Annotated in this window: 12 protein-coding genes and 2 pseudogenes; 6 read left to right on the top strand and 8 right to left on the bottom strand. The window is 65.4% G+C overall.

Features of this window, described 5'->3' with window-relative positions; all coding sequences use genetic code 11:
• Window positions 1–72 precede the first annotated feature (72 nt).
• The 3 genes and pseudogenes from SR870_RS19435 to SR870_RS19425 form a co-directional block, all read left to right on the top strand.
• Window positions 73–759, top strand: coding sequence for a response regulator (locus SR870_RS19435; protein ID WP_322515152.1), 687 nt, complete (start codon window positions 73–75; stop codon window positions 757–759).
• A complete protein-coding gene (locus SR870_RS19430; RefSeq protein WP_322515151.1) occupies window positions 756–1862 on the top strand; it encodes an ATP-binding protein in 1107 nt (368 codons plus the stop codon). The genes SR870_RS19435 and SR870_RS19430 overlap by 4 nt, the downstream gene beginning before the upstream one ends.
• A 183-nt stretch (window positions 1863–2045) precedes the next feature.
• Window positions 2046–2189 (top strand): annotated as a pseudogene (locus SR870_RS19425) (aminocyclopropane-1-carboxylate deaminase/D-cysteine desulfhydrase family protein); the annotation flags it as partial.
• A gap of 169 nt (window positions 2190–2358) precedes the next feature.
• Here the strand turns inward: SR870_RS19425 and SR870_RS19420 are convergent.
• The 4 genes from SR870_RS19420 to SR870_RS19405 all read right to left on the bottom strand — a co-directional run bounded on the left by SR870_RS19420 (window position 2359) and on the right by SR870_RS19405 (window position 8483).
• Window positions 2359–3999, bottom strand: coding sequence for a GMC family oxidoreductase (locus tag SR870_RS19420; protein ID WP_322515150.1), 1641 nt, complete (start codon window positions 3997–3999; stop codon window positions 2359–2361).
• Window positions 4000–4247: 248 nt separating this feature from the next.
• Entirely contained in the window at window positions 4248–6785 is a 2538-nt protein-coding gene (locus tag SR870_RS19415; RefSeq protein WP_322515149.1) for a two-component system VirA-like sensor kinase, read from the bottom strand.
• Window positions 6742–7749: a cytochrome-c peroxidase gene (locus tag SR870_RS19410; protein WP_322515148.1), complete on the bottom strand. Its 1008-nt coding sequence runs from the start codon at window positions 7747–7749 to the stop codon at window positions 6742–6744. Before SR870_RS19410 ends, SR870_RS19415 begins: the two co-directional genes overlap by 44 nt.
• Before the next feature lie 5 nt (window positions 7750–7754).
• Window positions 7755–8483 carry a winged helix-turn-helix domain-containing protein gene (locus SR870_RS19405; RefSeq protein WP_322515147.1) on the bottom strand — a complete coding sequence of 243 codons (729 nt, stop codon included), beginning with the start codon at window positions 8481–8483 and terminating at the stop codon, window positions 7755–7757.
• Between the two features lie 185 nt (window positions 8484–8668).
• Between SR870_RS19405 and SR870_RS19400 the strand changes: the two are divergent.
• Window positions 8669–8932: pseudogene (locus SR870_RS19400) on the top strand (winged helix-turn-helix transcriptional regulator).
• Window positions 8933–9023: 91 nt separating this feature from the next.
• On the opposite strand, the gene SR870_RS19395 reads toward SR870_RS19400, so the two are convergent.
• The 3 genes from SR870_RS19395 to SR870_RS19385 all read right to left on the bottom strand — a co-directional run bounded on the left by SR870_RS19395 (window position 9024) and on the right by SR870_RS19385 (window position 10630).
• On the bottom strand, window positions 9024–9362 hold the full coding sequence (locus tag SR870_RS19395; RefSeq protein ID WP_322515146.1) for a hypothetical protein: 339 nt from the start codon (window positions 9360–9362) through the stop codon (window positions 9024–9026).
• Between the two features lie 162 nt (window positions 9363–9524).
• Entirely contained in the window at window positions 9525–10307 is a 783-nt protein-coding gene (locus tag SR870_RS19390; RefSeq protein ID WP_322515145.1) for an SDR family oxidoreductase, read from the bottom strand.
• Entirely contained in the window at window positions 10304–10630 is a 327-nt protein-coding gene (locus tag SR870_RS19385) for a nuclear transport factor 2 family protein (protein WP_322515144.1), read from the bottom strand. Before SR870_RS19385 ends, SR870_RS19390 begins: the two co-directional genes overlap by 4 nt.
• Window positions 10631–10771: 141 nt before the next feature.
• Between SR870_RS19385 and SR870_RS19380 the strand changes: the two genes are divergently transcribed.
• Entirely contained in the window at window positions 10772–11713 is a 942-nt protein-coding gene (locus SR870_RS19380) for a LysR family transcriptional regulator (RefSeq protein WP_322515143.1), read from the top strand.
• A 345-nt stretch (window positions 11714–12058) separates the two neighbouring features.
• Window positions 12059–12844, top strand: coding sequence for a cyclase family protein (locus SR870_RS19375; protein ID WP_322515142.1), 786 nt, complete (start codon window positions 12059–12061; stop codon window positions 12842–12844).
• 328 nt (window positions 12845–13172) lie between these two features.
• On the opposite strand, the gene SR870_RS19370 is transcribed toward SR870_RS19375, so the two are convergent.
• Window positions 13173–13928, bottom strand: a complete 756-nt coding sequence (locus tag SR870_RS19370; RefSeq protein ID WP_322515141.1) for an SDR family NAD(P)-dependent oxidoreductase — start codon at window positions 13926–13928, stop codon at window positions 13173–13175.
• Window positions 13929–14099 lie beyond the last annotated feature (171 nt).

Raw genomic sequence — 14099 nt, 5'->3', positions numbered from 1 at the left:
ACCGGGCGCGCCTCGAGCCGAACCGATCCCGCAAACCGACCCGATCGGCGCGGCCCTGCTGGACGACGATCTATGAACGAACTCATCCTCATCGCTGAAGACGAGCCGGAGATAACCAAGATCCTCGACGCGTATTTGGTGCGGGAGGGATTCCGCACCGTGAACGCGGCCGATGGGCAGACGGCGCTCGATCAGCACGCGATCCTGAAGCCGGATCTCGTTCTTCTCGATGTGAAGATGCCGAAAATCGACGGCTGGGACGTCCTCGCCGAGTTGCGGCGTCGGGGCGAGACGCCGATCATCATGATCACGGCGCTCGATCAGGATCTCGATCGTCTGCAGGGATTGCGTCTCGGCGCGGACGACTACGTGGTCAAGCCGTTCAACCCGCTCGAGGTCGTCGCCCGCACCAAGGCGGTTCTGCGACGGTCCGGTCACGCGGCCAGTCGAACGATTCTCCGCATCGGCAAGCTCGAAGTCGATCTCGAGAGTCACCTCGCGAAGGTCCACGGCGACGACGTCTCGATGCCGTTGCAATTGACCCTGACGGAGTTCCGACTGCTGGCTCACATGGCGAAGGCGCCGACGCGAGCCTTCGCCCGCAACGAACTGATCGACGCCTGCCTTCCGGGCGGCGATGCGCTGGAGCGGACGGTCGACAGTCACGTCAGCAATCTGCGCCGCAAGCTCGAAGAGGCGGGCGCGACCGGGATGATGTCGGTGGTGCGCGGGATCGGCTACCGGTTGACTGCCGCATGAGACGTTACCGCCTCAGTCGCCAGATCACGCTGTCGATGAGCGTCGTCGCCGCCATCGCGGTGCTGATGGTATTCGTCGGCACGTTCATCTTCTACACCATCTATCTGACCTGGTTTCCGCCGCCCCCCGGCCCGCCGCCGCTGATGCCGGAAGCACCCGACTTCGCCCTGATCGCGATCTTCCTTCTGCTCGGCCTCGCCATCGCGATCCACGCCGCGCTTCGACTGACGCGGCGCATCCTCGCGCCGCTCAATTCGCTGGCCGAAGGCGCGCGCAAGATCGCAGCCGGCGACCTCACCGCGCGCGCGGTGGCGGGCGATCGCTCGCTCGGCGAGACCGCCCAACTGGTCGACGATTTCAACGCGATGGCTCAGCGTCTGCAGGACGTGGCGGAGTCGATGGCGTCGTGGAACGCCGCGATCGCGCATGAACTGCGGACGCCGCTGACAATTCTGCGCGGCCGCCTGCATGGCCTCACCGACGGCGTCTTCGAACCGAGCGACGAACTGCTCAGGGGCTTGCTGGCCCAGGTCGAGAACCTGTCGCGCCTCGTCGACGATCTGCGGGTCGTGACCCTGTCGGACAGCCAGCGCCTCGACATGCGGGTCGAGCCGACGGATCTCGTCAGGGAGGTGGAGCAGGCCGTCGATGCGATGCGCCCTGCCCTCGACGGAGCCGGCTTCTCTGTTCGGATGACGACGCAGCCGGTGACGCTGCCATGCGACGGCGCGCGGATCCGACAGGCGCTGCTTGCGCTTCTGGAAAACGCGCGCCGCTACGCGACGCCCGGGATGATCGAGATCCGGATGCATCCGGAAAAGGCGGACGTCGTCATCGCCGTCGAAGACGAGGGACCCGGCTTGAGCGCGGAGTTCGCCGCACAAGCCTTCGATGCGTTCGCACGCGCCGAACCCTCCCGGTCCCGGCAATTCGGCGGCTCCGGCCTCGGATTGTCGGTGGTCCGCGCGATCGCCGAGGCGCATGGCGGACACGCCCGATACAGGACATCGAATACGGGTGGCTCGGTCTTCGAGATCGCTCTTCCCGTCGGCGGCCCAGACGTGGACGGCAAAGGCGCGTCTCACGCTTCGTCGAAGACCTGACGATTGCATGATGACGCGGCTACTATCCTGAAGCCGCAGACCCGGATCTACTCTCGGATCGTCGAGCTGATCTGGTTCGAAAACGGTCGCCGTCCGAAGCCGACCTCTTCTGTCGCGATCACGGACGATGCGAGCGGACCAGTGAGATATTCTTTAATCAACCCTATAAGTCGAGACGATCACCTACCCGACCCGGTCTATGAGGGGAAATCGATGCAGGGCCTGATCGACCTGGCTCGCCGCGGCTTCTTTCCGGAGGACTCCCGGGTGCTGTACGCGCATCTCGGCGGCGCCCCGGCGCTCAAGGGCTACAGCGCCTATTACAAAACGGCTGAGCCGCGACCTCCGCCATCTTCCAAGGCGCCCGCGAAGTCGTTCACCGCGGCCTCGGCCATCCGCGCCGCCCCGCCAGCTACGATTCAAGACGTTGATGCCCGGCACGAGGCCGGGCATCACGCGTTGCCGAGCGGTCGGGCTCCTCGATATCGGCCCGCCGCTAAACGCCGAGCGGCGCTACGGCGTCGAACGAATTGTCGTGCGCGGCGCAGATCATGTCGGCGGCGCGCTCGCCGATGACCACGCAAGGCGCCATGGTGTTGCCCGACGTGATCCGCGGCATGATCGACGCATCCGCAACCCTGAGATTCTGGATCCCGTAGACCCGGAGACGGCGGTCGACCACGGCCATGTCGTCGCGGCCCATCTTGGCCGTGCCGCATTGATGCCAGTAAGTCACCGCCGAGTTCCGGATGAACTGGTCCATGGCCCGGCGGTCGCGCGGCTGCGGCACGACTTCACGCTGCACCAGCCGGCCGAAGGCCGGATGATTGCCGATCTCGCGGCAAAGCTCGATGGTGGTTCGCGCGGCGGCCATGTCCTCGGGCTCGCTGAGCGAGTTGGGCTGGATCAGCATGGCGTCGCCGACGCCGGCCCCGGACAGCCGAACCCGCCCGCGGCTTTTCGGTTGCGCCAACCCGGCGAACATCGTCCAGCCATGCTCGGGCGGCGCGATCCCCACTTCGGCCGGCGACGGCACCGCAAATCCGAGCTGACATTGCAGGATGTCGGGTGCGTCCAAACGGGCATCGCTCTTCCAGTACAATTTCGCCTCGCACCCTCCGCTGCCGACCTCCTGCGGCCGCAGATACTCCCAGGTGCAGCCGAAGGCGACGTGATCCTGGTGGTTCTGACCGACGCCTGGCAGATGCTGCACCACCTCGATTCCATGGGCGCGTAGCTCGTCCTCGGGGCCGATGCCGGACTGCATCAGCAGCTTCGGCGTGTTGATCGCGCCGAGCGACAGCACCACCTCGCAGCGCGCGTCGAACGTCATCAGCCGATCGCCGATCAGGGCCTGCACCCCGACCGCCTTGTTGCCGTCCAGGACGAGCCGGCAGACGATCGCGTTGGTCAGCACCGTGAGGTTCGGCTGGTGCATCCGCGGATAGGTGTAGGATTGATGGACGGACTGCCGCTTCCCGTCCTTGATCCGCAGATCCGCGATCGCCACGCCGCCGGCGGTTTCCATCATCTGGCCGTTCGGACTTTCGAAACGCGGGAGTCCGATCATGGTCGCGGCCTCGACCATCGCGCTGGCGACCGGCCGCGGCTGCGCCGGCTGTGCGACGTACACCGGACCGCCCGCGCCGCGGCGGCGGGGGTCGGGATGGCCCTGCCAGTTTTCGATGCGGCGATAATAGTCGAGCACGGACTCGTAGCCCCAGCACGCATCGCCCGCCTCCGCGGCGAAATAGTCCCAGTCGGCACGGTGGCCGCGGGCCCAGACCATGACGTTGATACTCGATCCGCCGCCGAGCCCTTTGCCCATGTTGAGGGACAGACGCCGGCCGTTGAGGCTCGGGGCGGCCTCCGCCTCGAACGCCCAGTCGCGCTCGGTGCCGAGATTCATCGGCCACAATGCGGGCTCGATCAGCCTCGGCGACATCTCGCCATCGCCCGCTTCCAGCAGCAGCACTCTGGCGTCCGGCTTCTCGGCCAGACGCGCCGCGACGACGCAGCCCGCGGAGCCCGCGCCGCACACGATGAAATCGAAACTATCCGCCAATTGCCGAGCGAGCCGGCCCTGGTTCTCCGCCACGGCCCGGGCGTGATCCTTGTCGTCAATGTCCTGTGTCATCGCACGATCCTTGTTTGACGCCGGCTTGCCGGCGTCGATTGAGATGAATCGAAAGGCGTAGCCGCCGACGGTCCGGCGCGATCGATGCGCAACGTCGTCTGCCGCGTCTGCGGGAGAGACTGTGTCGCGCGCAAATGTCGGGGGTGTTGCTGCGACGACGCCGATCGTTACAAATGAAAGATGCCGCAAGCTCCCGGGTCGGTTGCCTGGCGCTACGCAGTCGGGCGACGGCGGCGTGCAAAGCTGCTCTAAGGCAACCGGCGCGACAGCGCCCGATCCGGGCAGGCCGAGTCCGCTTCGGCCAGCGCCGTCGAGATCGCCCGGGCGAGGCGGGTCGTGGTCACCGGCTCACCAAGCACCTGGAGCCTGTTCGCTGATCCGCTCTCCGCCACGATTGAAATCGCCGAATGGCTGATCAGCAGGACCGGAATGGGTCTGAATCGCTGCTTGATGCGCGACGGATCCGGCTGGTCGGGCCACAGACTCGAATCGAGCATCACCAGATCGGCGGCGTGACCGCGCTTCGAGATCCAGCCATCGACATCGGTCAGATTCGAAAAGCCGATCGGCTCGTAGCCGAGGGCTGCGGCCTTTTCTTCGTACATCAACCGCGCCGCATCATCCGCCTCCGCGATGACGATCGTCTGCCCGGCTCCCATCGGAACGGACTGATCCGGCGTGAAGTCGCGGATCGACACCGACGGGCGATGGGTGATCGGAAAGTAGAGATCGAAGCGCGTTCCGGCGCCGACGCGGCTCTGAACGTCGACATGTCCCGCCATGCCGACGATCGCGCCGTGCACGGCGGCGAGCCCCAGTCCGGTCCCTCCTCCTTCGGACCGCGTGGTGAAGAACGGCTCGAAGATGTGTGGCATCGCACCCGGCGCGATCCCGTCGCCGGTGTCGGCGACCGCCAGCACCGCATAGCTGCCCGGGGGCGCGCGGCCGTGCGACAGACGGGTGCTGCTCCGCAGTTCGACCGCCGACAGGGTGATGGTGATCAACGCCGACTCCCGGCAGGCCTGCGCTGCATTCCGGCAGACGTTCATGACGATCTGTTGAATCTCGATCGGATTGCCGGTCACCGTCAGGCGTCGACGAGGCAGGTCGACATCCAGCGCGACGTGGTCCGGAAGCGAGACCGTGAGCAGCGGCAGCACGTCATGCACCGCCTCGCAGATGTCGAATGGTTTGCTGACGCGTGTGCCTTTGCGACTGAACGCCAGAACCTGATCGATCACGAGCTTGGCCCGATGGCCGCTGTGGATGGTCTCCTGGATGTAGCGCGACGCCGTGGCGTCGCCCGCACACGCATCGAGCGCCATCTCGCTGTAGCCCATCATCGCCAGCAGGATATTGTTGAATTCGTGCGCAATGCCGCCGGCGAGCGCGCCGACGGCCTCCAGCCGTTGCGCGTGCTCCAGGCGCGCGTGCAACGCCTCCTTTTCCTCGCGGTCCTGCACCAGCCGGACGCAGGCGGCCAGACACTCCGCGGCCTGATCCAGCAGACCGGACAGTTCGTCCTCGCCGTTCGCGCGCTGATCACCGACGTTGAGCTGCAGCAAGGCCGCGCTTCGAGCCTCGAGCGGAATGATCACCGCGGCATCGACGCAGCGCCCGCGCCGGACGGTCAGTACATTGCGGCTGTTCAGAGCGGACGAAGCGTCGGTCGCCGACACGTCATTTCTCATCCGAACCCTGATTTGCGTGACCCCGGCATCCCAGGTCCCGCAACTCGTCAGTCCGAGATCGTACTCGATATCGCCGGTCTGCGCGTCGAAGATCGTGAACCGCCCCTTCCGTCCTTCGAAGAAGGCCGCCAACAGGTCCAACCCGGCTTCGACCGCGGCTTCCAAGGTCGTGTAGTTGTCTCCGAACTGCCGCCGAAGCTCGTCGAGCGTCCGCTCGAATCGACGCTGCTGCGCCTCCGTCCGACGACTCTCTTGCAGGCGCCAAACCAACATGGCGACGAAGCCGAACATGGCGAGCGAGACCGAGCCGAGGATCACCCGGTGCCGTGTCGAGCGCTGGATCATCGTCTCGTAGGCGTCGAGGTAGCGTCTTCGGAGATCTTCGGCCGTGTTCAGCGTGCCGGCCCCCTGCAGGGCGAGGGTCGTTTGATCCAGCAGCGGCAGCGTCTTCAGGATCATCCCCGCGTGGGATGCAAGTCCCCGAACATAACTCGAAGGCGCGCCAAGCTGGCGTTTCAGGCCGTCCAGTTCGGCTCTGATCTGCACTTCGAAGTCGGCCGAGGGATTGGATGCGAACCGCATCATCAGATTGCCGAGATGGCCGGATCGTTCGCTCGGCGGCTGTCCCTCGGAATACGGGTCGAGATATCGCTGGCTGAGAAGCTGATTGAATATCTCGAGGGAGTTCTGAAGAAGCGAATTGCTGGTCTTGAACCGGTCGACCAGGCTCTCGTCGAAAGCGACCGCGGCGGAGATCGCGTCCAGCCCGTCGTCCAACCCCGATATGCCGTCACGGCGGCTTGCGGCCAGCAGATTCCGGAGATTGTCCGTCGTCGCATGGAGGCGGGCGATCGCAACGGCGAGCGGATCGTAGTTCTTCAGCAGTCCGGCGCGCGCCTGCAGGACGTCGCGTTGCAGCGACGCATGCTGCAGATCGATCATTCGCAAACTGGCGAGAACTCCGTCGTGGACGTCTCGCGACGGCACGAGAACGAGCGCGACGGCTCCGAACAGGACGGCGACGAGCGCCAGCAAGCCGATGCGCCACTGTTCACCGATCGTGTGCTGGGACCGAGTTCTCGAGTTCGCGACCATCGTACTCGCCGGTGAGCGTTTTCAGAAAAGACACAATGGCGTCGGTGTCGGACGCGGAGAGTGTCTGGCCGAGCTGACGCTGCCCCATGATCGACACCGCCTCCGACAGGCTCTCGATACGTCCATCATGGAAGTACGGCGCGGTCACTGCGACGTTACGCAGGCTCGGCACGCGAAACAGGTCGTCGTCGGAGTCTTCCGGAAGCCGCGCCTTCGCCGCCGCGCCTTCGGCTGTGCCCGTCGCGTCCGGTTGCGAAAAGATGCCGAAGCGTTGGCGCATATTGCCGCCGAGATTGGCTCCCTGATGGCACGAGGCGCATCCGTAGGTCATGAACAGCTTCAGTCCCCTGAGTTCGCCCGCCGTGAGCGCGGAGCCGTCGCCGCGAAGATGGCGATCGAATCGGGAATTCGGCGTGACGAGCGAGCGCTGGAACGTGACCAGGGCATCGAGCACGCTCTCCCGGTCGGCGTGTCGCCCGTAGATGCGACGGAACCGCGCCGCATAGTCGCGGTCCTGCCGGAGGCGCGCCGCCAGGAGGTCCCAGTCGGAGGCCATCAGCCGGCTGTCGAGCAGCACCCGCTCGCTGACCGTCTCGAGCGACTTGTGCTTGCCGCGCCAACCGAGCAGATAGTTCGCCGCGACGTTGAAGATCGTCGGAGCGTTGAAGCTGTGCTCCTTGCCGTCTTCGGCGATCGCGCGGGACAACGGCACCGTTCCGCCGCGCGCGAGGTCGTGGCAGGACGCACACGATATCGCTCGCGACTTCGAAAGCTCGGGATCATGGAACAACATCCGGCCGAGTGCGACCTTGTCGGGATCGAGCGACGACGACGCCTCGAGCGGCGCGAAGGTCCGCCGCTCCCTCGCCTCGGCCGCCTCCCCGTCGATCGGGAAAGACAGCAGCGCCACGCACAGCCAGCCCAGCGTCCGACGCGAACAGCGGGGCGGCTTGATGGATCGCATGGCCATCACGTCGTCGCGGCCCGCGGCCGATGCTCGACCGTCACCTCGGCATCGAAGACATAGCCGGCCCCGCGCTCGGTCACGATCAGTTTCGGATTCGACGGGTCCGGCTCCAGCTTGCGGCGCAGACGCAAGATGAGGACGTCGATGCTCCTGTCGAAAACCTCCTCGTTGTGCACGCGGCTGGCTGCGAGCAGTTGCTCCCGCGACATCACCTGCTTGGGCGCGGTGAGGAAGGCCATCAGCAGGTTGTACTCCGCTGCGGTCAGCTTGACCTCTCCGGCCGAGACCGATGTGAGTTGCCGCTGCCTGGCGTTCAGCGTCCAGTCGTCGAAAAGATAGAGGCTGCGATCCGGCTTGACGATGGAGGCCGGCTTCACGCGCAACGCCGCGCGGATCCGCGCCACGAATTCGCGCAGGCCGAACGGCTTGGTGATGTAGTCCGAGGCGCCGAGTTCGAGGCCGACGACCTTGTCCGCCTCGTCCAGCCGATCGCCGCTGATGATGATGATCGGCGCGTCCGACTTGGTGGAGTGCGACCGCACGATCTCGAGGCCGTCCTCCCTGCCGAGGTTGAGATCGACGACGATCAGGTCGGCGGGGTCCTTGGCCAGGATCTGCCCGAGCTGATGGCTGTCCTTTGCCGCCGATGCGCGAAAGGCATGCTGCGTCAGATAATCGACCAGCATGCTTCGCAGCCTGCTGTCGTCGTCCACCACAAGGATGTGTTTCACGTCGGACTCCAGGACGACACGGCGCAGCCCGCGTCATCGCAATGGGAAGCGAACTTCGTTCCCGGTCAATTGCTGCGGAAAACAGACGAACTCGGCCGGAACGTGCTCTCGACTTGCGGACGATTCTGATACGCGTCATGCGGCGCCTACGTTACTGAACATTTCATTCGTATGGCGCTCCGATTATGGAAGAAGATTCCACGGCCCAGATCGATCGGATCGACACCAAGATCCTGCAGCGCGCTGCAGGACGACCGGCGGCTGACCAACGCCGAAACTCGCCGCACGCGTGAAAACTCAGCGCGGCGACGTGTCACCGGCGCACCCAGCGTCTGTTCGAGCACGGCTTCAGCCATGGCCAAAAGCTGATCGCTCTGCCCGGCGTCAGGCAGACGCGGACGTTCTTCGTGATGAAGAGCGTCAAGGAGAACGCACGCCTGCCATTCTGAGCGTACTCCGGCGAATGCGGGCGCCGCCCAGCGCAACAGCTCGGCCAGGCCGGATGAGACGAGGCGCGCGAGCCTGTCGAAGTGATCGACGCTAGACATCACGGTTGCCGCGCCGAATGCGCGACCATGCCAGGATCCATGCCACGATCGCCACGCCGATCATGCCGGTTTGATCCGTCGCGATTTGAAGCGCGGCGCGCCATTGTTCGCCGACCATGCCGCCGACCGGATATCCGGCAGGCAGCGGCAACGCCGAGAGGACGCCATAGGCGCGAGCTCGCATCGACGCATCGCGGACGGCGCCGACCAAGGGGGCGACGCGCAACCGAACCCCGCCTCCCGGGCCGCCGGAGATCAGGATCGCGACGCGACCAGCGCGCTTGCGCTCGGCGATGGCGGCGAACGTCGAGGTGTTTGCGATGCGAGACATGTGACGCGATCCAGCTTCCAGTCGGTGCTGGGGTTTTCCGCCCCGGATCTTGCGCCTCGATGTCGCGGAGCTCCGATTGCATTACAACTGCAATCATCGTCAGGCCTGCGACGATCTCGAACGCCTTGCGGCGGTGCGGACGGTTCGGCGCCACGACCCGCGCTAGGCCGTCGGCACGGTTCCGCCGTCGATGACGTATTCGGCGCCGGTGATGGCGCTGGCGCGCGCCGAAACGAGAAACGTGATGAGGTCTGCGACTTCATCCGGACGGCTCGGGCGTCCCAGCGGCACGCCCCCGAGACCGGCCATAATGATCCGCCGGCCACCTTCGTAGTCGGTGCCGGCCTCGACGGCGACGCGCTCGACGAGCCGCACAGCCGCCTCGGTTTCGACCCAGCCCGGCGCGACCCGCACCACGCGAACGCCCCTTGGGGTGACTTCCTTCGACAGGCTCTTGCTGTAGGTCGACAGCGCCGCCTTCGCCGCCGCGTAGGCTGTGGTGGATTCCGGCAGCGGGAGCCGATGCTGAATGGAGCTGACGTGCACGACGACGCCTGATCCTTGCGCCACCATCGCCGGCACCAGCGCGCGGTCCAGCCGCACGGCCGCCAGCAGATTGGCGTTGATCTCGTCGGCCCAGACGGCGTCGCTGAGCGCCTGGTAGCCGCCCGCCGGCGCACTCGAGCCGCCGACGACGTGCACGATGATATCGACGCCGCCAAGCCGCTGCCTGACCGCCTCGGCCACTCTGGCGCAGCCGTCCGCCGTCGTCAGGTCCGCAGGCGCATAGTGAACGTGGTCCACGGCCGTGACCGGCGCCGATCTTGCGGTCGTCACCACTTCGACGCCGGCCCCGACCAACGAATGGACGACAGCCGCGCCGATCCCCTTGGTTCCACCGGTGACGAGAGCGCGGCGGCCCTTCAGCTCGAGATCGAAGCTCATGGCGTGATCTCCAGCGAAGCGATCTTGTCCCCATCGACCCGGAACCGATAGCGGAGGTCGACCGGGCTGCCGGGAAAATTGCCTGTGACACGGCACGTCACGATGGTCGCACCGTCGGCGGTTTCCCCCGCGATCGGCTGAACGGTGAAGTCGTACTTCGCCGAACTCTCCGTTAGCCACCGCGAGATGGCGGCGACGCCCAAATAACTGTGGCCTTCGTCTTTCACGACGGCATCCTGAACGAACAGATCAGCGATGCCGTCGCTGCGGCGCCCGTGGGCGGCGAGATAAGCGGCGATCGGGGGCGGCAGGTCGAGTTGCATGATGTTGTTCCTTTCGCTGTCCGCGTCGAGCGAGGCGTCGCGGGATCAGCGGCCGCCTCTGCGCACGACCCCGATCTAGCAATGGACAATCATTTCGGTAAGCACGTAGAATGAGGATGACGTGTTGCGAAGATCGGGATAATGCCGCGGACCTCCCTGCAAGATCTGGAAGCGGTGGTCGCGATCGCGCGGCGCGGGTCGTTTCGCGCGGCCGCGCTCGATCTCGGCATGTCGACAACGGCGCTCAGCAACGCGATCGGCAAGCTCGAAGCGAGCCTCGGCGTCCGTCTGTTCAATCGGACGACACGTAGCGTATCACTGACGGACACCGGGCAACTCTTCGTCGGCCAGACCGGCCCTGCGCTTCAGGACATCAAAGCCGCGATCGAAACGGCGAGGTCCCGGCAGGCGACGCCGTCGGGCACCCTGCGGATCAACGCCTTTGCGATGGCCGCGCGGGAGATCCTCTCGCCCTTGATCCTGGAATTTCTCCGCCGATACCCCGACGTTCACATCGACCTGGTCACCGAAGGGCGGTTGGTCGACATCGTCGCCGACGGCTTCGATCTCGGCGTCCGCGTGGCCGATCTCGTGCCCAGCGATATGATAGCGGTGTCGCTCGGCCGGCCGCAGCGTTACGCCGTCGTCGGCGCGCCATCCTATTTCGCGGATCATGCCAGGCCGCTCGTGCCGCCTGACCTGATCGGTCACCGCTGCATCCGCGCACGCTTGCCCAATGGCGCGCTTTTCCGCTGGCCGTTCGAAAAGAACGGACATCCGGTGCAGATCGAGGTCGATGGACCGATCACGCTCGACGAGGCGACGCTCGCGCGCGCGGCGGCGCTGGAAGGGATCGGGATCGGGATCTTCATGGAGCAGGACGTCCTCGCCGACATCGATGCCGGACGTCTCGTTCGGGTGCTGGAGGATTGGACGCCGCCCTTCGCCGGCCTGTGCCTCTATTACCCGGGACGTCGGAATCCTTCGGCCGCGATGAAGGCCTTCATCGGCCTGGCCCGCAGCTGGGCGGCCGAAGCGAAGTCCGGTCCCTCGCGCAGCCGGCGCCGCGTGCTGCACAAGTGAGTTTCGAGCGGCTGGTTTGACGACCTCGGCAATCGATGCCGTCGCGGACCGTCCCCTCGATATCGGAGCGGCGGCATATGCCGCGCGCAAGCAGCGGAGGAATGACGGAGCGGCATTGCGGCGCGACCTCGGCGAGTCGGGCCGACGTTACAATTGCAATCGAAGTTTAGGGCGCACGAAACAAAGCAGAAATACTCCCGGAGCTGAGTGCGCTCCACAGCTCGACGCGACCGATAAAGCCGCCTCGTCGACGCGTCATCGCGCGCCGGCCAGCGAGCTGGGCACGACTTGCCGCGCCCCGGCGGCGAGTGATGGGCCGAATTCTCTCCGACCGACGAGACCGCCATGAATCGCCTTCAGCCCGCTCGCATCGTGGATCTTTCCAAGGAGATTGTGGAGAATCCCGCCGACCCATTCTTCATGCGCGTCAAGGTGAAGCATCATCGACATCGGCGGGCTCGCTGGCTGGTCCGACTGCTGGGCCTGCCTTTCCGACTTTTCCCGAAGGACTTTGAAGGCTGGGCCGACGATACGATCACGCGGCTCGGCGTTCATGCAACTACTCATATCGATGCGCCCTGGCACTATGGCCCGACCGACAGCGAAGGCCGGCCGCTGCCGACGATCGAACAGATGCCGCTCGACCTGATGTTCGGTCCCGGCATTGTTTTCGACATGACGCACAAGCAGGACGGAGAAGAGATCGAGATCGCCGACCTCGCCGAGGGCCTCACCCGGATCGGAGTGGCGCTTTCGCCGGGCACGATCGCCATGATCCGGACAGGACGCGATCGATTCCAGGGCCAGCCGGATTACTGGAAGCTCGGGACCGGCGTCAGCGCCGCCGCAACCGAATGGCTGATCGATCACGGCGTTCGCGTCATGGGCATCGATCAGTGGGGCTGGGACCTGCCCTTTCACCATCAGATCCGCCGCAGCAAGAGCGAGGGCCGCAGTGATCTGTTCTGGGCCGGCCACCTGGTCGGCCGACGCAAGCCCTATTGGCACATCGAGCAGCTTCGTGGTCTCGACGCCCTGCCGAGCCACGGCTTCGATGTCGGGATTTTTCCATTGCGCCTGAAGGGCGCATCGGCAGCCCCTGCGCGGGTCGTCGCATTTCTGTACGAGTAGGTCCTGCAGAGCGCGACCATCGGAATGGCGCGAGCGAACGGGCCCGGCTCGGCAGGATCGGGCAGAGGGAGGCGAGGCGTCAGAAGACGTGGCGGGCCGAAGCCGATGAAACGGAGAACGACGTTTCCGCTATGGCCCTCCAAAATCGAGGCGCGAGCGAACGGTCGAAATGGGGTCGTGAGCGGTCATTCACCCTGCCCGATGAAGACGAGCACGATGCTTACGGCATAGCGCTCCAACGCCGCCGTTGGCGGGACGAGGCGGGCTTCCTGAAAGTGAAGCGCGCGGTGTTTGACCGCGCCGCGGCCTTGGCTGCAGGCTTGGCTGTTCAGATCGTCTGGCCGCCGGAAACCTCGATTCTCTGCGCCGTAACCCAGCGGTTGTCATCGCCGAGGAGGCTCGCCACCATCGGCCCGATGTCATCGGGGACGCCCACGCGGCCAAGCGCTGTCATTCCGGCGAACTGAGTGTTCACCTCGGCATTGTCGCGCACGAGGCCGCCGCCGAAGTCCGTCTCGATCGCCCCCGGCGCGACGGTGTTCACCGTGATGCCACGCGCTCCGAGTTCCTTTGCCATGTAGACCGTCAGCACCTCGACGGCACCTTTGGCTGCCGCATAGGCCGAGAAACCCGCATAGGAGACGCGCGTCAGGCCAGAGGAGAAGTTCACAATCCGCCCGCCGTCGGCGATCAGTGGCAAGAGCGCCTGAACGAGGAAGAAAACGCCCTTCACATGCACGTCGAAGAGTCCATCGAACTGCGCCTCGGTCGTCTCGCCGATCATGGCGAATTCTCCGTGCCCAGCGTTGTTGATCAGGTGATCGAATGTCTCGCGCCCCCAAGTCTCGCGAAGCGACGCGCGCAGTAGTCCGACAACGGCCGAGAAGCCGGCGATTTTCGAAACATCGAGTTGCAGCGCGATGGCTTTGCAGCCGAGCGCACGGATCTCGGAAACCACCTCTTGGGCCTGCGCCTCGTTGCCTCGATGAGCGACGATCACATCGCCGCCATGATGGGCGATGCTGAGCGCGGTGTTGCGGCCAAGACCGCGGTTTGCGCCTGTGACGAGGGTGATCTTGGCCATGTCTGTTCCTTTCGTATGAGTGATGAAGGAACATCGCGCAGGAGCCGTGATGCGTGTTGCCTATTCCTCGCAACGCTTTGCCTGTTTCTCCGAGAGATTCCGAGACATCGCAGCAAGTCGCTGGCATAATTGACATATTCAGCAGAACTTTTGCCTGATTTGATATCCTCT

Origin of the sequence: Rhodopseudomonas palustris (assembly GCF_034479375.1) — a bacterium.
Taxonomy (GTDB): Bacteria; Pseudomonadota; Alphaproteobacteria; order Rhizobiales; family Xanthobacteraceae; genus Rhodopseudomonas; species Rhodopseudomonas palustris_M.
Note: the sequence above shows the minus strand (reverse complement) of the source record. Positions and strands in the feature narration are given on the sequence as shown.